This window comes from Citrobacter sp. R4 (assembly GCF_026719175.1).
In the GTDB taxonomy this organism is placed as follows: Bacteria; Pseudomonadota; Gammaproteobacteria; order Enterobacterales; family Enterobacteriaceae; genus Citrobacter_A; species Citrobacter_A sedlakii.
This window is the reverse complement of sequence record NZ_JAPPSU010000011.1, coordinates 133,014-152,132: the sequence shown is the minus strand read 5'-3', so window position 1 is coordinate 152,132 and position 19,119 is coordinate 133,014. Positions and strand designations below refer to the sequence as shown.

Here is a 19,119-nt window from a genome sequence, read left to right as displayed (position 1 = left end):
TCGTCGGACCCCTCCTCTTCACGGCGATCTATGCGGCTTCTATAACAACGTGGAACGGGTGGGCATGGATTGCAGGCGCTGCCCTCTACTTGCTCTGCCTGCCGGCGCTGCGTCGCGGGCTTTGGAGCGGCGCAGGGCAACGAGCCGATCGCTGATCGTGGAAACGATAGGCCTATGCCATGCGGGTCAAGGCGACTTCCGGCAAGCTATACGCGCCCTAGGAGTGCGGTTGGAACGTTGGCCCAGCCAGATACTCCCGATCACGAGCAGGACGCCGATGATTTGAAGCGCACTCAGCGTCTGATCCAAGAACAACCATCCTAGCAACACGGCGGTCCCCGGGCTGAGAAAGCCCAGTAAGGAAACAACTGTAGGTTCGAGTCGCGAGATCCCCCGGAACCAAAGGAAGTAGGTTAAACCCGCTCCGATCAGGCCGAGCCACGCCAGGCCGAGAACATTGGTTCCTGTAGGCATCGGGATTGGCGGATCAAACACTAAAGCTACTGGAACGAGCAGAAGTCCTCCGGCCGCCAGTTGCCAGGCGGTAAAGGTGAGCAGAGGCACGGGAGGTTGCCACTTGCGGGTCAGCACGGTTCCGAACGCCATGGAAACCGCCCCCGCCAGGCCCGCTGCGACGCCGACAGGATCTAGCGCTGCGTTTGGTGTCAACACCAACAGCGCCACGCCCGCAGTTCCGCAAATAGCCCCCAGGACCGCCATCAATCGTATCGGGCTACCTAGCAGAGCGGCAGAGATGAACACGACCATCAGCGGCTGCACAGCGCCTACCGTCGCCGCGACCCCGCCCGGCAGGCGGTAGACCGAAATAAACAACAAGCTCCAGAATAGCGAAATATTAAGTGCGCCGAGGATGAAGATGCGCATCCACCAGATTCCCGTTGGAATCTGTCGGACGATCATCACGAGCAATAAACCCGCCGGCAACGCCCGCAGCATCGCGACCGTCATCGGTGAGAAGTTCGGCAGGTATTGGGTGGTGACAATGTAGGTGCTGCCCCAAATGGCAGGTGCTATCGCTGTGAACAATAAATCGGGCGTGCGTAATGACATGCGATTACAAGACCTCCGCTACGGCGATGGGTTTTTGAGAGTTGCAGGCGCCGCGATGACCGCACCCTGACTTGGACTGGCCCTGCCTCGCACCAATCCACCTGCGGCTATGGCCGCGATCATGCGAGGCCCGAAAATTACACGACCTGTACACGTCCGCCGAACCCGGAACGCAACAGAGCTTCGTGGGCATCCCGATCCGGGTCGTAGCAGCAGTCCTGGACCAAACGCACGTCGTAGTCCGCATCACTAGCCCAGGCGACGCTTGAAAGAACAACGCCGGTGGTGCTTATCCCGGCCATGACAAGCGTGCTTACGCCGCGCGTCCGAAGGTCGGCGTCGAGCGCCGTGCCATAAAAGACGCTGGCTCGCGGACATGCATAGAAAAGGTCGCCCCGTTCGATCGCAAGCCCTTCGACGGGCAGACCGGTGCGAAATCGTCCGCTCGGGAGATACGGTGAGATTTGGCGATTCGTCGCCGGCGGCGCATGTTCATACTCTTCGCCGAGCGAAAAGTTGGGGAACAGCACGGGCCGGCCGCGCAAGGCGTGCTGGCAGCCGTGCAGACCCTGCGTGAGATGAACGCCGACAACCTGCGCAAGGTGCCGGCCGATGCACCCACGGCCTTCATCAAGCCGCGCTGGAAGCCGCTGGTGATCACCCCGGAAGGCCTCGACCGGAAATTCTACGAAATCTGCGCCCTGTCCGAGCTGAAGAACGCCCTGCGCTCCGGCGACATCTGGGTCAAGGGCTCGCGGCAGTTCCGCGACTTCGACGACTACCTGCTGCCGGCCGAGAAGTTCGCCGCACTCAAGCGCGAGCAGGCCCTGCCCCTGGCGATCAACCCGAACAGCGACCAGTACCTGGAAGAGCGTTTGCAGCTGCTGGACGAGCAGTTGGCCACCGTCACCCGCCTGGCCAAGGACAACGAGCTGCCCGATGCCATCCTCACCGAGTCAGGGCTGAAAATCACCCCGCTGGATGCGGCGGTGCCGGATCGGGCGCAGGCGCTGATCGACCAAACCAGCCAGTTACTGCCGCGCATCAAGATCACCGAACTGCTGATGGACGTGGACGACTGGACGGGCTTCAGCCGCCACTTCACCCACTTGAAGGACGGGGCCGAGGCCAAAGACAGGACGTTGCTGCTGTCCGCAATCCTCGGTGATGCGATCAACCTCGGGCTGACCAAGATGGCCGAGTCGAGCCCCGGCCTGACCTACGCCAAGCTGTCCTGGCTGCAAGCCTGGCACATCCGCGACGAAACCTATTCGGCGGCCTTGGCCGAGCTGGTCAACCACCAGTATCGCCACGCCTTTGCCGCCCACTGGGGCGACGGCACGACCTCATCCTCCGATGGCCAGCGCTTCCGCGCGGGTGGCCGGGGCGAGAGCACCGGGCACGTCAACCCGAAGTACGGTAGCGAGCCGGGACGGCTGTTCTATACCCATATCTCCGACCAGTACGCGCCGTTCAGCACCCGCGTGGTGAATGTCGGCGTCCGCGATTCCACCTATGTGCTCGACGGCCTGCTGTACCACGAGTCCGACCTGCGGATCGAGGAGCACTACACCGACACGGCCGGCTTCACCGATCACGTCTTTGCCCTGATGCACCTGCTAGGCTTCCGCTTCGCGCCGCGCATCCGCGACCTCGGCGAAACCAAGCTGTACGTGCCGCAGGGCGTGCAAGCCTACCCGACGTTGCGCCCGCTGATCGGCGGCACCCTGAACATCAAGCACGTGCGTGCCCACTGGGACGACATCCTGCGCCTGGCCAGCTCGATCAAGCAGGGCACCGTCACCGCCTCGCTGATGCTGCGCAAGCTCGGCAGCTACCCGCGCCAGAACGGACTGGCCGTGGCCCTGCGCGAGCTGGGCCGGATCGAGCGCACGCTGTTCATCCTGGACTGGCTGCAAAGTGTTGAACTGCGCCGCCGCGTGCATGCCGGCCTGAACAAAGGTGAGGCGCGCAACTCGCTGGCCAGGGCGGTGTTCTTCAACCGCCTTGGGGAAATCAGGGATCGGAGCTTCGAGCAGCAGCGCTACCGGGCCAGCGGCCTCAACCTGGTGACGGCGGCTATCGTGCTGTGGAACACGGTGTACCTGGAACGCGCCACCCAGGGGTTGGTCGAGGCCGGCAAGCCGGTGGACGGCGAGCTGCTGCAATTCCTGTCGCCGCTGGGCTGGGAGCACATCAACCTAACCGGCGATTACGTCTGGCGGCAGAGCCGCAGACTGGAAGACGGGAAGTTTCGGCCCTTACGGATGCCCGGAAAACCTTAGCGTACGATTTTTTCCGAATTCTGCGGGCTCCCCTTTAAGATTTTGGCAAGCAGTAGCGTCCTCTGGTTTACCCATGAACATGGTAATACGGGAAAAACCATACCAACTTATGGTCGCTTTGATTGCTTTATATACGGCCATCCCTGTTGTTACAATAGTAATTTTATCTGGTCAGCAATCGCATAAGTTGGAACTAATTGCTGTGCATTTCATTACATTTATCACGATGGTGTTTGTTTTGCGTCGTAAGATGGGGAAACGTTGGCTGGATTTATTTGAAGAAAAATTAGCCATTTATAAACCTAATGATAAACTCGCGCTTAGCGAATTACACGAAAGCATACGTGAGAAAAATGGGCTAGACTTGCAGGATCTACAAGATTGGTACTGGAAAGAGAAGATGACATATGCGTATCACAAAGAACATAAAACAACCATAAGCTATCAAAAATTCAAGTAGCATTTTAAAATGTCAGGGGAGGGCTATTGTGATTTATTAAGTCGGCAAGGTTATTAGGTAGGGGTGTTCAATATGATAAATTCTTCGAGTGTGGTTATTTCAAGAGTTGTTCTGGTCCTTTGAGATAGCTAATTATCATTACAGACTTTATCGAAAGGTATGAATTATGAACATTACCGACAAAGAACTTAGCTCAAATACAGTGAGTCAGTATGGATGGAACTTAGGAGAGTTCAATCACTCAACGCCTTTTACATCTCATTTTATTTATATTACCGACTATCATAAAGATAATACATGGATGATTTCACTTTCGCAGGAGGATTTTAATACGACCAAAATTTCAACATCGTTAAGTCTAGATGCCTGTGTGTCCATGCTCGGAAAGATACTAAAAAAAATGTCTAACAAAATCGGTATCTCACAAACGGAAGAATCTGAATTCGCATTTCTTTTAACAAACTATATTAAACAAACTTTGACTTTTAGAGAATGGCAACGCAATGCTGAAGGAAATCAACGACTGCACTTTCTTATTAATATCTACGGTGCAAAAGAAGACGGTGGCGAAGTGGTTTTAAGACCATTTATTGTAAATCCTGATGAATTAATGCTTACTCCAGCGGATGTCGTTGAATTTAATTCGCAGGTTATCAAAGTTGATCGGCAGCGTCATCCTGAGTGGTTCCGTTAACAGGTCACAAGGGTTAAGAGCCTGAAAGGCTGCGATAGGGTATACGCAGCCTATTCTGTATAGCCGTCGCGTAATAATTGTTCTAAATGACTATCGACCGTTTCCTGATCACCAGGAATATATCGAGGCCATCCTGTTATATCGTTGGCGAGTTTCACTATGTATGGATGAAACCCAAACTGTTCGGAAGTGATGTCAATATAATATTGCACTTCTTCGAAATTCAACTCACACCAATAATGGCCAAAGCCACCACACTCTATAAATATACCGCCATCATCTGCACCGTTACCCCCACGGACAACAGCATCTAGACCTTTAGTTTTTGCTAAATAACACACAAGATAGCTTGCAAAAAGGCAAGTGCCTGCCGTCTTCTCTATGCCGCACTCCGTTAAAATTGAAAGTAGCTTTTCATGCGCCACTCTTGCAATGTCTGATACCAATTCCGGGGACATGTTAGCTCCAGTGAAATTGTTAGATCGACTTAAACAGATAATAACTCAATATTTTCATGAAGTACTTGTGGGTTCTTAAACCAATAGCCGGAACCACACATCCAAGGTTCACCTGGGAAAACAAAACCTTCTTGAATAAGGTATTTGCGGAATAGGGGAGGCAGTACATTTTCAATTTTCAAAATGTAATTTTGTTCATCTGCAATACATTTCAATTCTGCAAGAAGCGCTCTAAAAATGCCTGTGCCGGGCTCTTTAACTGAGATAGTTGAAACAACCATGACCGGATATCCCAGGACCGAACACATGCCTGCTCTTGCCCGGATGTAGAGCTCCTCGAAATGGTGTAAGCCGTGTACATGAGAAGACCTTATGGGTATCTTACCATCTGATGCCTGCGTTATAAGGTCGGCGAAAACCTTTTTGATTTTCAGCAAATCTGCCTGAAAATTTTGATCGTTCAAAGGAAAATCAGATTGAGAATTTGTCATTACATATCTTATGTTTTAAAAACTTAACTTTGATAAAGCAAAGGAATACGCTGATCGTCATGTGATCCAAATTGAGCAATGAATTTTAATTCGGAACAGCTAAAGACAAAGCAGTAGGGTGCAATAATTCAGGATGTCGATACTATAAGAAGAATAGTGGTATGAATGTAGCAATTACCTCAATATGAGGGGGGCAACTGTTGATGCTGTACATACATACAGTATTTAACATAATCTTTGTTATATGTACTTATAAATCAATGACATAAGGTTTAAAGATCGTATGATCTACGCACTAGGTCATGGCTTGTAATGAGTGAAAAAAGGTTCAAGATTTTAGAGAAATGCTCCCAAGATCAACATGGCGGCATAAGTTTTCCAGCTTGACCAATCAATCGTGGAACCAAGCAACAGATAGAATGCCAGGCCTACCAGCCCCAGCTTTACTACTATCCCAATTAATATGGTAAAGATAGACTCATCGCGTTCGCCTTTAAGTAATTTACAACGCGTAATTAGATCGTCTTTTTTCATGTAGAATCCCTTAGAGTTATTAAAGTCCTGCATTAGAAGTTGTTACCTGCCGAAGTTACCTCGTATGAGTTAACTGTGGCTCCAAACATACAAAATATAAGCTGTGCCAATTGAAAGGATTAGAAAAGCACAGTTACTAATAAAATCTACTAATGCTTGTAGCTTCTTTAGTCTCACTATTGCTGGACCGTGTTCAGTAGAGGTACTACTCAGCCCTTTTGTTCTGGCACTCTCTGCTTTTCTGAAAAAATTGTAATGCAATCCTGACCGCAAGCAAAACCATGCCAAACCAGTCGTTATTACGATATTTATGTAGAAAGCATATTGAATCATTTGTTCAGTTTCGAAGCTTTCCATTGAAAACCCTTTGTTGAAATGTTGAATAAAATTATTTTTAGTAAATGTAAGCAATAAATAGAACGAATATTAATAGTGAAAGATGCAATGCCAACATCTGCTTATGATGCCTTATGAGGATTTCTTCCTTCGCATTCATTAAATCGTACATCTCATCAATATTTTTATTGCTGGTATATTCGAGACGTTCATCACGAAGTAATTTGAACTTTACCAATACGACAAGTGATTTAATAATAAAGCTCGTAAGCATAACAGTTATAGACAAAAATAAAAAATAGGCCAAATTCATATATCACTCCATGGAGATTAATAGAAAAATTTATAATAAGTAATCTCATAGAGCATTACTTGAATCTTCTTCCCATACTAAGGACTCACCGAGAAATTTAGTTAAAGATGATTTGGCATACTGTGGTTCGGAAAAAAAACGTGGGAACCAGCCGTCAAAGCTTTGGGTACCATTGTGACGATTTTCAGGCGAGACTGATAAGCGGTACCCGTCTCCGTAAGGTGAAATGCTAAATGTGTATCCATCATCTGTCTTTGAGATCAGCGTTTTGCTTGTCATATGACTAATAGATACCGTTAACTCCTTTGGTGTTTGTATCACCGAAAGAAGAAACAATGCGCTTATGGCTGCAAAAATCCAGCAATATAATGATGCATCCATAAAACCAGCTACAACACTCGATCCCAAAAAAAACCAAAATAAACTTATTAAGATTACTGAGTTTTCATTCATGTCTGTTCCTTGTTATTACTAATTATATTATGCTTTATAGTTGACCGTCAGACTACCCACGGGTTTTGACGAACAAAGTCACGCACTCCATTTATACATGCTTTTGAGATGACTTCAAAATAAGGATGGTTTGATGGAATCATATTCCCGGTATTATCAAGAAGCATAATAGTCCCTAAAGACCGAACCAGTTGATATTCATTGAGCTTACGCTTTAGCAAAGTTTGCAATCTATAAATTGTCTCACCGGAACTGTTACCTTCGATACCTACAACAGAGACCGTACAGTTCACTTCCTGATTATCAGATTGATAATCGAACCAGTAATTTTCGTTGTAATTTCCTTTTTGCGCATGCTCAATTTTGCCAGGCCATTTTACCCATAAAGAAGAGTTGTTTTTAGATCGTAAGATCTGCTTCAGCGTTTCCAATGGATTTTTTTCATCAACCTCAGACCAGGCCGAAATAAATTCTTTCTGCATTGCCTCAGGGTCTATAACGGCAATGAAATCAAATTCCTCTTTATTGATAGAGTTGGCTCGATCTTTGAGATAAAACAGACCGAGTTTATATCCCTTTTCACTTTTCCAGTTTGCTCCCACAGGCTGATAGTCTGTATTTATAAACGGTTTGAAAGTGTGAGTGTCGGGAGAAAAAATTACTGAGGGTGCCAGCACCCGGCCTCGGTGTCGTATTGGATTTACATATATTTTTTCCCCGTCACATAACATTTCAATAATTGCTTTTGTCACAACTACTGAAATAGAAGGTCTACATGTATTTTGATTTATTTCCCCGAGGTGCGCCAAACTTCCATCCTCACTCTTCAACACCTTTGTAAGGCAAGTCGGGCAATACTGTTGATCTCTATAATAAACAGGCATGGTTAGACGACCGGAATCGTTTAGTACCAACTGAAGTAACGGATGAGGCTCTTTCATCATGGTTATTTCTTCTCTTTCACCTTTCTGGGCTTTTCGTTTGCCTGTCTCCACTGCCATGGTGGGACAGGGTTGGTGTCTGCCCATAACCCTTTTGCCTCCTTTTGTGCTGCGGATTCATATTTGATATAGCCAGGGACAATGGCGTTATCTTCGAACCGATAAACCCACGCATATCCACTGTCCACCATAGAGGCATTGATATCATATCCATCTAACCAGATGGTACCTAACATACGGCCATAGATATCCGTACCATGGTCTATCACGGTAACGATTTTAGTTGCTATAGCTGTGGTTAAGGCCTGTTTTGCTTTTTGGCCAAAAGCCTGTTTAGATTCAGGAGCGTCTATACCATACATCCGTATTTTGATGGTTGTGTTTTGAGCATCCAACGCAGTTATGGTGTCACCGTCAACAATCTTAACCACCTTTGCCTCAAAAGTTGTTGAGTTCCCCCAGGACGCCACTGGGAATACAACAATCATGATGGGCAAAAGTAACTTTGTTAAAAAAAACATCATTTCACCTTGATTTGTTGAGTACAGACATGTATCCACAAGCCTATTTACAGGCAGTATTTTAACAAGTCATTATTTCATGGGCGGGCTTAAAACCAATCTTTTTGCAACTTAAAGGCAGAATAATCACAATAAATTTAGAACCTGAACCAAAAAATAATCCAAATTAAGCGTGTTAATCTATCTCAAAGATATTATTCCTGAGAGAGTTTGGATGAAACGTTACACTCATGATCTTGAGACAGACCTGAATGATGTGGATAAAACACCATCTCTGATCCACAAAACTTTGTTAACAGCTTCGACCATTTATGACCTGAAATATCTGGCTCAGGTATTAAATGATGAAAATGGCAGTAATTGGTCCCGTGCATCCCTTAAACGTCAGGTTACATGCATACCTGAGCATTGTGAGCTGAGTATCGCAGATGGACGCTATCTACAGACTTTAATACCTTCACGACCTGCTGATTATGAGGACAGGCACTTTAGCTTTATCGATCTGTTTGCAGGGATAGGTGGACTGCGAAGCGGATTTGATGCCATCGGTGGTAAATGTCTTTTCACGAGCGAATGGAATACTTATTCCAGCCGTACTTACCGGGCGAACTGGTATTGCGATGAGAACGAGCACCGCTTCAATTCAGACATCCGTGACATCACTCTTAGCAACCGGCCCGAGGTTACTGATGACGAGGCATACAAATTTATCGATGCCTCTATCCCGGATCATGATGTTCTTCTTGCGGGATTTCCATGCCAGCCATTCAGCATCGCCGGTGTCAGTAAAAAGAACTCTATGGGTCGCAAACACGGTTTCGAGTGCGACACTCAGGGTACGCTCTTCTTTGATGTGGCCAGGATCATCCGGGCAAAACAACCTGCAATTTTTGTTCTGGAAAACGTAAAAAATCTGAAGAGTCACGATAAGGGTAATACCTTTAACATCATCATGAAAACGCTCGATGAGCTTGGCTACGACGTCGCAAACAGCGAAAGCACGGGCGCGGATGATCCTAAAGTCATCGATGGCCGTCATTTCCGACCCCAGCACCGTGAACGTATCGTCCTTATTGGTTTTCGCCGCGACCTACGTCTGAAAGACGGTTTTACTCTGAGAGACATTAAAGACTTTTATCCGGACAAGCGCCCTTCTCTCTCAGATTTACTGGATCCGAGCGTAGATAGTAAATACATCCTCTCCCCTAAACTCTGGGAGTACTTATACAACTATGCAAAGAAACATGCGGCAAAAGGCAATGGTTTTGGTTTTGGACTAGTAGATCCTTCCAATGTTAATAGTGTCACCAGAACCCTCTCAAGCCGCTATATGAAAGACGGATCTGAAATTCTTATTGATCGGGGCTGGTCTCATGAACTGGGAGAAACTGATTTCCATAACACATACAACATGGACCGTCGGCCACGCATGCTAACGCCACGTGAATGCAGCAGGCTAATGGGCTTCGATAAACCCGGGGAAAGTGTTTTCCGTATCCCTGTGTCCAATACACAGGCTTACAGACAGTTTGGGAACTCCGTGGTCGTTGATGTCTTTGCGGCCGTCGCCAAACTGCTGAAGTCACGAATTGAATTTGCAGCCTCCCAGCGCTTGCGGCAGTTTTACGACGAAGTCAGCTGACCTGAGCTCCTTCATCAATTTAAATGCTTAAGATTGTTGTAATAATGTCAGAGGTCAACCATGACGTATTTCGAATCAGCTGAAGGTGAGACGGTATCTAAAGAACGAGCATTACAAGAACTGTCCAGGCATTGCGTTCCCGAAACAGATTTCGAAGAATTCTTTAGCGACATGGGCGTAAAGGAACAGTATGACGCTCAGGAAGTGTTGCTCTGGTTGGGATATTAAACTTCCTGTTTAGGAGACTACTATGAGCCAAAAATTCGCAGTGATGATTGCTTACGACGACGATCCAAACGTCAAAAGGTATTCACCTGACTTTCAAACGCAGGATGAGTTTGCTAAAGGGTGGCAGTCGGCTCTTAAAAAGGCACACCACACCTCAGGTCAAAAATCAGTCATCACCTGCGGATGTCGTGGAAAAGGAGAAAAGCGACTTTATGTTCGTGCTTTACCGAACGGTGATGCCTTTATTCTCGTCAAAGCCGCTAACACGGGCATTGAGCATGATCCTTCCTGTGTATTCTTCTCCCTTGATGCCCGGCATACCGGCCTGAAAGGATATGCGAGTGGTGTGGTCCGGATTACAACCGAAGGTGATATGGCTGTAAGGCTCGGTATCGGTATGACAGAGAAAGATCCTCCTGAAAAATCAGAAGTGCCTCCCCTGCCCCATGTTCAGCGACCAGAAGGAGGTCAGGCCTCAATGACCCTCCTGGGCTTGCTTAGTCTTTTGTGGACAGAGTCTGGTCTGAATGTCTGGTACCCGAAAATGGCAGGGAAACGTAACGATTCACTGGTACGGTATCGTCTGCTTGAAACCGCTAAACAAATTCGTACCGGCAGAGCCTGCATAGGTGACCATTTATTCATTGGTGTACCTGACCCGAAACAACCTGTCGCTCAGTCGCAAATTCAGCGTCTTTCATCACAGGCGATGAGTGATAAACGTCTCATGCTCCTGTCAGTTTTACCTCGCTACGATGCTGAAAAGCATGAGAAGCCACTTAAATTTTTACCCCTGCGGAATTTTGGGGGGCTACCGCTGATTTTTTTCAATTCAGAAGTCCATTGGGATAGCGTAAAGAAACGATTTTCATCGGAGTACGCAGCATGGAAATCCGGGGCGAAAATAGTTGTCTTTGCGTTGACGTCACCAGCTGCGGTAACCGGCAGAGGCCCTTCTGTAAGAGCTCATCAAATTGTGCTGATGCACGTTAGCGAGAACTGGATACCTCTGGACTCCTCCTATGAGGCGGTTGTTGCAGAAAAGCTGGATGCAGAGCACCGGCAGTACGTTAAGCCCATGCGTTATGATGCGAGTATTAGTGAGGTGTTCCCTGACTTCTACCTGCTCGACACAAAAAGCGATAAGCCGTTCCCGATGGAAGTATTTGGTATGGCCACTCCTGCTTATCTGGCCCGAAAGCAACTCAAAAAAGATTATTACAACCGTGAATATGGGCCTTATGGATGGTGGCACTGGGATGCGACCACAGCATCTGAAACTATGGTGCTGCCTCATTTTCCAGAATCACGCAAACCTCTTTCAACTGACACACCTGCTTAAAATGGAGAAAAAATGTCCTACATGCTTTCGCTAAGCGAACAGACAAAACTGAACGCTTTCCTGTCAGGGATCCTAGATGATTACAAGACTGGGGTTATCACTCAGATACAAGCTGTTGGTAGAATCGGTAACGTGTTTTCTGCTCTGGAAAGTGGAGACTCAAAAAAGGTAGTGCATTTGTTGACTGAAGGACGAAAACTCCTGCGGACGGGCTGAATGTCCGCAGAAGTTCTTATGTGCCAGGGGATGCAGAGAAGTGTATCAACCTGGCTTCATTTATCATGATGTTTTTCTGCTACGCGGCTGTTTTGACTTTCCAGTACCTCCCCCTGCCATTGCACCAGTTAATGTATCAATGGTGCCTTTTAGGGATTCTGAGATTGTTTTCTCCGCCTCCAGGGTAGCTTCCAGCTTCATTACTTTGGCCTGGAGCGTTTTGAGTTCATTGCTTTGTTCAGCCACTTCCGCTTCATAGCCCTGGCTGACCAAAGTTACTTTATTCAGGTCGGCGCTCAGCGACTCGTTTAGTTTATGGAGTTCAGTAAGCTCGGCATTCACCGCCACCAGGTCACCCTCTTTCCCGGACAGTGCACTTTTCAGCTCAGTACAAAGGTTCTGTGCAGCAATCAATTCCTGTTCAAACCTGTCCCTCTCTGCCTTTGTATCTGACACAGTCTGACTTAACTGGTCGCATTGTCTGGAAAGACCGGCGTTATCAGAACGCTGCGTGTTGATCTCTTCGTTCAGCTTTTTTTGATATTCAAGGTGACCAGCGATCTCTGTTTTACGTTCAGCCAGTTGCTGGGAGAGTGAGTCATTTGACTGCTGTGCGAGGCTCAATTCATGCCGTGTGCTATCTAACTGGTGATGGCAGGTTTCGAGTTCTGCTTCGGCAACATTCAGCCTTGTTTCTAACTCCTTGACGGTACTGTCCCGGATCTCTAATCGACCCTGTAGTGCCTGATTCTCAAGTTTCAGCTCATCCATATCGGTAGCGCTTTGCTCAAGCCGCTGTAACAGCTGCGTTACCTCCTCCTCCAGCTGCATGCTACGTGCTTCAGCTTTTTTAACACTATCATTCTGTATTGCGGTATAGCTTCTACGGTAGTGCCAGGTGATGTACGAGATAATATCGCCGAGTGCAACCTTTACCTCATCGGGTATATCCAGGTAACGGGCCTCTTCAGGAACCTCTTTAACATACTTCTGGTACTCCGCGAACATCTCCTGTGACCTTGCAAACGAGCCGCCAACAGCGTTTCTGAGCCAGTGAACTTTGAAGCTCAGATCGATATTTTCCGGGTTAATTTCTTTCTCTTTGCACAGACGTTCGATTGCATTGAAGTAATCGATCATCGCGATAGATGAGTACCTTGAACGACCCATTTCCTTTGATTTTTCAGTGGATTCGCTGCGGATGTCATTCTGCACCTCTGGCGGGGTAGCATCGTTCAGGCTTTTTTCTTTATCATTTTCAATCATCATTTTTTTCCTGCGGCCGGAAGCTGGTTTGCAAAATATATGCTGATAAGATCGTTCAGAGCATTCAGAAGCGAGATACTGTCGATGCAAATATGAACGTTTCCATTCTCAAACAGGCGACACCGCCAGCCATTCTCATCACTGACCTCGCCTGTGAATTCTGTATTTCTCATGGCCGTCAGCCTGTCGACCATACTCAGCCCACCGCCGGTTGCAGGTGTTGGAGTATCAGAACAGATGCATACAATATTCTCAAAGTCGCGTAAACAAAAGTGATTGTCCTGCGAGAAACCGTTGTACCTCAGCACGTTCACACCAGGAAAAATCCCCCGAAGAACAAGCTTTTTTGGCATTGTATATTGCCTGGCATTGCTTTTGAAACTTCGGTCAAGCTTGTTGAGAACATCAACGAAACCTTCTGCAAGGGTGTCTCGTCTGTTAGCCAGTGCATGCTGTAATGTTCCCTTAACAATCTCCAGGGAAGCGACGGGCGGATCCGTACGAAGGGATTCGTTAAAGGCTTCTTTTTGCTTATGGTTCCAGTACCGGTCCATACCTGTTTCTTCAAAGAGCCTTTTCCACGTTTTACGGTCAATTTCCTTACGCCCCTCCTCGATGGTGCGATCCAGTGACGACGGAAGACCAAATGCGTTGGGCTGCATAATTCTGCTGGTGAAGAGAGAGAGACCGCACAGTTCCGACGCTTCCGAGATTAACCGCATCCCTTCTTCGAATTTCTGCATGGCCATATCCCGGGCGCTGATGAGCTGCCCTGTCCGGCTCGCCGGTACTGGCTCAGAACCCTGGTTTTGAGTCATTTTACACTCCATTTTGGTATGTCAGAACATTTTGATTTGAGCAAAGGTAGGACACTATAAAACCTATAGAATTTACGTAGAAACGCGTTTAGTAAAGGCTTTACTAATTACTAATGACTAACATATTAGCACTTTCAGATATGCCAGCAATAACCCCAGCCAGTGAAATAATGTGATGAGCCCATTAATTGGGGGTAATCATTCTATCTGGTTGATATTTAACGCTTTTAATTGTCATCCTTATGTAAGCCTATGGGATTTACTCCTAATTAAATCCCATTGTATGAAAAATAGGCATTTATAAGCTTTCATGACGTGACGTTGTCACGTATATCAATGGAATTTAGTCACTAGTAAAGAGTTAACTAGTGACTATCTGCCTAATCGGTGTGCTTGAACGGTGCACTCCAGGGCGGATATAAAAATTGATGAGAGATATACAGAAAATGATGGACCGGCTTAATAAGCCAGCCTTTCTTGGGAGGATTGATGCTGCTGAACACGCTATAAAGCGAAAATGCCCCTTTTTAACCTATAGGTAGGGCACTATGAGTAAGATACAATCAAATCGCCAGTCAGATGGCTAATTTCATGATGACCAAAGCGGGCTATTTCAAGCGTTATCGCTGAGACGAGGCTTCAATGACAAGTACACTTGACCCATCACACAAGCAAATTGAAATGTGGCGCAGAGCTACCGGTTCCGAAGGTGGACTCGACGAATACCGCAACTGGGTTCTGGAAAATAGTATGAGATTTACAGCATACGGTATCCATACCGTTATCGTCGAAGGTGAGGCGAAGCATATAACAGCGCTTGATGATGTTACCCTCTGTAACGAGTGGGCGAAGCTTAAAAGAGAAAACAATAGGCTTTACGCAGCAAATGAAAAAATTTGCTCTGGCTGGCGTGGTTTTGTGTTGCGTTTGTTAGGAATAACACTGTCATGCAGAAAACCGGTCATCTTACTGGGGGCAGACGCGAAGAATCAAAATGATGCCGTGAAAGGGGCTGATTTGTAATTTTCAGGCGAGCCCACCGTTCTTAGAAAGCTGTTCTATGGGTATGTAAGGAAGATAATGTTCTCTGAACGCTCAGTACACTTAATCACTTCCTGTACAAAGGGCAAGAATCATCAGGGCCACGTCTGGCCGACATTGGACATAGATCCAAAACAAACCCCGGACGACGCAGCATATGCCTGGAGTAACATTGTAGACGACGCCAGAAGTAATCAGGCGGTACCGGCATTGTCCTTGTATTCAGGTAATCACTGGTCTACGGCAAAGGAAATTTTAAACTCAACCAGAAATCTGGAGTTGTGGATAATCTCTGCCGGGATGGGGTTTTTAAATAGTCGAGATCGGGTGCCCTCTTACGAGGCGACATTTCATCAAGTACCATTCAGGCATGATCTCTGGTGGAAAGCCATCACAAAATCACTAGGTAAGCATAACCGTTGCGCAACTATAAGCCAGTTAATGCAGTCCAGCCCGAATGATGAATATTTGATTGCGGCTTCGCCTGTTTATATTGCTGCTGTCCAGAATGACATCCTGAAGGGCATTGAGAGTTTGACTCATCCTCTTACGCAACTAACGATCGTGACATCAGGGGCATATGCTGGCCCACTTGAAGAATACTTAATTAAGAGTTCTTCAAGAATGATGAAAGAGCTAGAGTGCAATATGGTGTGCCTGAATATAAAACTGGCTCAATACATACTTAAAAGTGGTAGTCGTTAGAACTAGACTGTTAATGATACAATTCTCCTGTTATTTTATTTTTATAAAAGGTCTCAAATATGTTCAAAAACAGATTTTCTTTATTGTGTCTTGCTGTGGCATCGTCACTTACTCTTACTGCTTGCGATGTAGTTGATGCTGCCTATGACGAGACTTTAAATGATAACGCACCCGAAATTGTAATAGCTGGAGGATTCAAAATTGATATCCAAGGTAATGCAGTTCCGGTTGAGGGATATGATAATTGCTCTTTGAATACTCTTCAGGGAAGCTTTGATACGGATAAATCAAATTGTATTGTTCTGGATAGAACACGTAAAAAAGTACCGGTTCTAGTTCATTTGTCATCCGGTCCCGTCAAAGAAGAATGGAAGATCGAGCACCAGGTTGAAAAAACCAAATCCGGCAAAAATTTCATCCAAACTCGTATGATTAGACCTGACGGTAACTTTGTAGTGCCTGCATCCTCAGAACGAGGGATCTTTAGTGGCAAACATTACAGTCAAGCCAGCTAAGTCAAGTCTATCCGTTCAAACAGAAAAAAGGTTTCTTAAAAATGACGTTATCCGCTGCATTGCAAGGCACTTTTAAAGAGATGAGGAAAGACAATACAGTAGGCATCACAGTTCAAACTTGTTCAGATATTTTTGACAGCAATGTTCCTCCGGCTTATGTTTTCTGGCTTTATCGTCTCAAAGCGGGAGAAACTTTGCCGCGCGGAAGGTTCTTCAGAAAAAGAAAGCCAATCATCAATGTTATGGCAGTTGTTCATGATACTGCATTCGAAAAATAACGGCGCTATCAGGAAAGTTACTTTTATGAACGTAATTGCAGCTGGAATTTTTTTGCTTTATTTTTTACCCTACAGCTTTCGCTTATGCTTGTTATAAAAAGAGATGGCTAGAGTGGATTTTTCTTACTTTAATTATAATTTTTGCTTCTGCCATTTCGATTCAACAATACAATGAAGCGAATTTTGTAAGTGAGTTAAATTACCCTATGTTTATCTCCGCTATATATGGCCTGTCACTGGCATGGTTTCCTTTTCCGATTGCTTATGTTGTTCTGCGCTTCCTTCTTGCTGATTTACAGCATGAGTACCCTAAACAGTGAGCAGATTTTAAGACTCATGAACAACATCGAAAGCACGAAACAGTCTGCACAAGGAAGATAAGGAGTATTCTTAGCAAGATATCTTTGTACCTGAAGACATAAAGCTGGCATCTTTTTCCTTATAGAGTGTATTATGATTAAGTAAATCCTTATCAAAGAATTAGAAAGTGGGGTCGTATGTCTGAAGCACTCAAATCGTTAAACAATATTCGTACTCTTCGCGCCCAGGGCCGCGAGCTGCCTTTAGAAGTACTTGAGGAAATCCTCGAAAAGCTTAATGTCATTGTTGATGAGCGTCGTCAGGAAGAATCATCCAAAGCTGCCGAACTGCAAGCTCGTCAGGAGAAACTTGACGCCCTGCGTAAGTTAATGGAAGAAGATGGTATCAACCCGGAAGAGCTGCTTGGCTCATTCCAGGCCAAATCTACGGCTACCAAGAAAAGCCGTGGACCACGCCCGGCCAAATACTCATTTACTGATGAAAATGGCGAAACAAAAACGTGGACTGGACAGGGCCGTACCCCCAAAGCTCTGGCAGAACAAATTGCAGCCGGTAAAAGTCTTGATGATTTCCTGATCTAACTTTTGCCACCAGTTTTGATAGAGGCCACTTCGGTGGCCTTTTCTCATACGGAATCAATTTCAGGTACAGAACATATGAAAAATTCAGAACCTAAGAGCTGTGATCCCTATGTGGACAGTTTGATTAGAAATGCAGATGCAAAGGAAGCCAGGGCATTTCTCAAAATATTGAAGCCCTTACCATTCCTTATCGTTATCATCGCTGTATTCTTTTTTTGGGTATCGTTTTCCCGTTTATTATCCCAGGTCGCGTAAAACCTTTTTAAAGACTCTTCTTTACCAGATATGCTCCCTCACCGGGATGGTTTCAACCTCTTCAGTTTCCCATATTGGCAAAACCGTCAGGAAATAAGACGATACCCTCCACGCTTTCCATTAAAGCGGGATGACGACGCCCAGTTCTTACGACCAGACTCCACGTTTTCGATAAGGATGCCTTTGGGCCCTTCTAACGAGGCCACCTCAACAACCCGCACTTTCCGGATCAGTCTTGGATCCACTTCTTCCCAGATCTGGCCAACTGTAATTTCTTTTTGGGTTTGCATTTAATCTCTCGCTGTCATTTAGTGAACAAGACTAATCCTCGCCGTGGTTCAGCTTATGGCTTTATTTACGCTGACGATCCTTAGCCTTAAATTTTTGCCATCGTATCCGAAGGTTTTCGATGTTAACCGGAACCTGCATGCGTGTCGTCTCTATCTCATTCCCATGCCATTTCAGGAGATCATCATCCAACTCCCGGGCCTCCCGGCTGAAGTAAATTTTCATAGTGTCAGGGTTTATGGCGCAATGGTCATTGTCGAACAGTGTATGGATATCACGGCGAAGTAAAATTCCGTTCGTTACGTCGGGAATGCCTTCTTCATGACGTGGCGTTAAGTGCGCGGCCTCAGTACGCCAGGGGGACCTTACGCCGGTGACAACACATCGCCCGTAGCAATTCAACCTAACATCCCGGGCGAAAGGACCTTGGTCAGGACTGGTGACAGATTATGTACTTAAATTTGCGCATGTAACGCTCCTGTATATGATGGATGAACCACTCTCGTTCAGGGTTATGGCGAAATGTTTATCGCCGCAGCGAGAGATTCAGTCTTGCTATCAATATTCCTGAAGGTTGTCCGCCTGATTTCAGGGTAAGCATTCATTCACTGGCCGGTTCTACCTTATTATTCATACAGATTAAAGTAGTTGTGCCTGCTACTGCGGTCACCTTCCTTGACAAAGTAAGCAAAGTTTGAAAAATTGGCTATTTGCAAACTAAGGTTGTAATTCCATCATTCTAGCCTTAGATCTTTGATCAAGTGAAGTTGCTCACTTGGTTGGATTTTACCGTTTCCTGACGGCTTTTCAGAAGCGAGGGCTGGTTGGAATGCCTTCCAGCTAGAAGTCTTGCAGATGCTCTCCGGGCATTAACTCATTGTCGAATCTGCACCAGTATCACTAGGTTGTTGAGCGGGCGATTAGCTTTTTCACTGAGCCGCTGTACACTCGACTGCTTCAAGAAGCACTACTTACCATTTCCCTGTCGTAAGGTCTGTTCTTAGCTGGATTTTTTTGGGAGGCTACGCAGTCATGACAACTCAATCCAGCTCAATACAATACGCTT

At 46.4% G+C, this 19,119-nt stretch carries 22 protein-coding genes and 2 pseudogenes; 12 read left to right on the top strand and 12 right to left on the bottom strand.

Features of this window, described 5'->3' with window-relative positions; translation table 11 throughout:
- A pseudogene (locus OOJ60_RS19685) lies at positions 1-155 on the top strand (TCR/Tet family MFS transporter); the annotation flags it as partial.
- A gap of 31 nt (positions 156-186) precedes the next feature.
- Here OOJ60_RS19685 and OOJ60_RS19680 read toward each other — a convergent pair.
- The gene (locus OOJ60_RS19680) at positions 187-1,071 is read right to left on the bottom strand and encodes a DMT family transporter (protein WP_000058717.1); all 885 of its coding nucleotides are present in this window, start codon (positions 1,069-1,071) and stop codon (positions 187-189) included.
- Positions 1,072-1,208: 137 nt separating this feature from the next.
- Complete coding sequence (locus tag OOJ60_RS19675) at positions 1,209-1,601, bottom strand: cysteine hydrolase family protein (RefSeq protein ID WP_001351729.1); 393 nt, start codon at positions 1,599-1,601, stop codon at positions 1,209-1,211.
- 3 nt (positions 1,602-1,604) lie between these two features.
- Here OOJ60_RS19675 and OOJ60_RS19670 point away from each other — a divergent pair.
- The 3 genes and pseudogenes from OOJ60_RS19670 to OOJ60_RS19660 form a co-directional block, all read left to right on the top strand.
- Positions 1,605-3,356, top strand: a pseudogene (locus OOJ60_RS19670) (Tn3-like element TnAs1 family transposase); the annotation flags it as partial.
- Between the two features lie 73 nt (positions 3,357-3,429).
- Positions 3,430-3,816 (top strand): hypothetical protein, encoded by a 387-nt coding sequence (locus OOJ60_RS19665; protein WP_181728339.1) that lies wholly within the window; start codon positions 3,430-3,432, stop codon positions 3,814-3,816.
- Between the two features lie 166 nt (positions 3,817-3,982).
- The gene (locus tag OOJ60_RS19660) at positions 3,983-4,510 is read left to right on the top strand and encodes a hypothetical protein (protein ID WP_001027750.1); all 528 of its coding nucleotides are present in this window, start codon (positions 3,983-3,985) and stop codon (positions 4,508-4,510) included.
- A 50-nt stretch (positions 4,511-4,560) separates the two neighbouring features.
- Here the strand turns inward: OOJ60_RS19660 and OOJ60_RS19655 are convergent, their stop codons facing one another.
- The 6 genes from OOJ60_RS19655 to OOJ60_RS19630 form a co-directional block, all read right to left on the bottom strand.
- Positions 4,561-4,968 carry a hypothetical protein gene (locus OOJ60_RS19655; RefSeq protein ID WP_000074418.1) on the bottom strand — a complete coding sequence of 136 codons (408 nt, stop codon included), beginning with the start codon at positions 4,966-4,968 and terminating at the stop codon, positions 4,561-4,563.
- A gap of 29 nt (positions 4,969-4,997) precedes the next feature.
- The gene (locus tag OOJ60_RS19650; protein WP_000185304.1) at positions 4,998-5,459 is read right to left on the bottom strand and encodes a hypothetical protein; all 462 of its coding nucleotides are present in this window, start codon (positions 5,457-5,459) and stop codon (positions 4,998-5,000) included.
- 336 nt (positions 5,460-5,795) lie between these two features.
- The gene (locus tag OOJ60_RS19645) at positions 5,796-5,993 is read right to left on the bottom strand and encodes a hypothetical protein (protein WP_000710701.1); all 198 of its coding nucleotides are present in this window, start codon (positions 5,991-5,993) and stop codon (positions 5,796-5,798) included.
- 694 nt (positions 5,994-6,687) lie between these two features.
- Complete coding sequence (locus tag OOJ60_RS19640; protein ID WP_001572392.1) at positions 6,688-7,095, bottom strand: hypothetical protein; 408 nt, start codon at positions 7,093-7,095, stop codon at positions 6,688-6,690.
- A gap of 47 nt (positions 7,096-7,142) precedes the next feature.
- A complete protein-coding gene (locus OOJ60_RS19635; RefSeq protein WP_000975182.1) occupies positions 7,143-8,039 on the bottom strand; it encodes a hypothetical protein in 897 nt (298 codons plus the stop codon).
- Positions 8,040-8,041: 2 nt separating this feature from the next.
- A complete protein-coding gene (locus tag OOJ60_RS19630; protein WP_001572389.1) occupies positions 8,042-8,557 on the bottom strand; it encodes a thermonuclease family protein in 516 nt (171 codons plus the stop codon).
- 214 nt (positions 8,558-8,771) lie between these two features.
- Here OOJ60_RS19630 and OOJ60_RS19625 point away from each other — a divergent pair, with 214 nt between their 5' ends.
- Genes OOJ60_RS19625 through OOJ60_RS19615 form a run of 3 tightly spaced genes read left to right on the top strand, consistent with a single transcriptional unit; the run spans position 8,772 to position 11,769 of the window.
- The gene (locus OOJ60_RS19625) at positions 8,772-10,199 is read left to right on the top strand and encodes a DNA cytosine methyltransferase (RefSeq protein WP_000833382.1); all 1,428 of its coding nucleotides are present in this window, start codon (positions 8,772-8,774) and stop codon (positions 10,197-10,199) included.
- 60 nt (positions 10,200-10,259) lie between these two features.
- On the top strand, positions 10,260-10,427 hold the full coding sequence (locus OOJ60_RS19620) for a hypothetical protein (RefSeq protein WP_000220758.1): 168 nt from the start codon (positions 10,260-10,262) through the stop codon (positions 10,425-10,427).
- 22 nt (positions 10,428-10,449) lie between these two features.
- A complete protein-coding gene (locus OOJ60_RS19615) occupies positions 10,450-11,769 on the top strand; it encodes a DUF1173 family protein (RefSeq protein WP_000078514.1) in 1,320 nt (439 codons plus the stop codon).
- A gap of 279 nt (positions 11,770-12,048) precedes the next feature.
- Here OOJ60_RS19615 and OOJ60_RS19610 read toward each other — a convergent pair whose 3' ends face one another.
- Together OOJ60_RS19610 and OOJ60_RS19605 are read right to left on the bottom strand one after the other, a co-directional pair.
- Entirely contained in the window at positions 12,049-13,254 is a 1,206-nt protein-coding gene (locus OOJ60_RS19610; protein WP_001572381.1) for a hypothetical protein, read from the bottom strand.
- Entirely contained in the window at positions 13,251-14,069 is an 819-nt protein-coding gene (locus tag OOJ60_RS19605) for a DUF4942 domain-containing protein (RefSeq protein WP_000193209.1), read from the bottom strand. Before OOJ60_RS19605 ends, OOJ60_RS19610 begins: the two co-directional genes overlap by 4 nt.
- A 642-nt stretch (positions 14,070-14,711) precedes the next feature.
- Between OOJ60_RS19605 and OOJ60_RS19600 the strand changes: the two genes are divergently transcribed.
- The 5 genes from OOJ60_RS19600 to OOJ60_RS19580 all read left to right on the top strand — a co-directional run bounded on the left by OOJ60_RS19600 (position 14,712) and on the right by OOJ60_RS19580 (position 17,510).
- Positions 14,712-15,092, top strand: coding sequence for a hypothetical protein (locus tag OOJ60_RS19600; protein ID WP_001426317.1), 381 nt, complete (start codon positions 14,712-14,714; stop codon positions 15,090-15,092).
- Between the two features lie 57 nt (positions 15,093-15,149).
- Positions 15,150-15,815: a hypothetical protein gene (locus OOJ60_RS19595; RefSeq protein WP_000490638.1), complete on the top strand. Its 666-nt coding sequence runs from the start codon at positions 15,150-15,152 to the stop codon at positions 15,813-15,815.
- A gap of 59 nt (positions 15,816-15,874) precedes the next feature.
- The gene (locus tag OOJ60_RS19590; protein ID WP_001572344.1) at positions 15,875-16,330 is read left to right on the top strand and encodes a hypothetical protein; all 456 of its coding nucleotides are present in this window, start codon (positions 15,875-15,877) and stop codon (positions 16,328-16,330) included.
- A gap of 41 nt (positions 16,331-16,371) precedes the next feature.
- Positions 16,372-16,608 (top strand): hypothetical protein, encoded by a 237-nt coding sequence (locus OOJ60_RS19585; protein ID WP_000175476.1) that lies wholly within the window; start codon positions 16,372-16,374, stop codon positions 16,606-16,608.
- A gap of 497 nt (positions 16,609-17,105) precedes the next feature.
- Positions 17,106-17,510, top strand: coding sequence for an H-NS family histone-like protein (locus OOJ60_RS19580; RefSeq protein WP_001287392.1), 405 nt, complete (start codon positions 17,106-17,108; stop codon positions 17,508-17,510).
- Between the two features lie 341 nt (positions 17,511-17,851).
- Here OOJ60_RS19580 and OOJ60_RS19575 read toward each other — a convergent pair whose 3' ends face one another.
- Positions 17,852-18,055 (bottom strand): hypothetical protein, encoded by a 204-nt coding sequence (locus OOJ60_RS19575; protein WP_001194555.1) that lies wholly within the window; start codon positions 18,053-18,055, stop codon positions 17,852-17,854.
- Between the two features lie 61 nt (positions 18,056-18,116).
- On the bottom strand, positions 18,117-18,455 hold the full coding sequence (locus tag OOJ60_RS19570) for an HNH endonuclease signature motif containing protein (protein WP_223231361.1): 339 nt from the start codon (positions 18,453-18,455) through the stop codon (positions 18,117-18,119).
- Positions 18,456-19,119 lie beyond the last annotated feature (664 nt).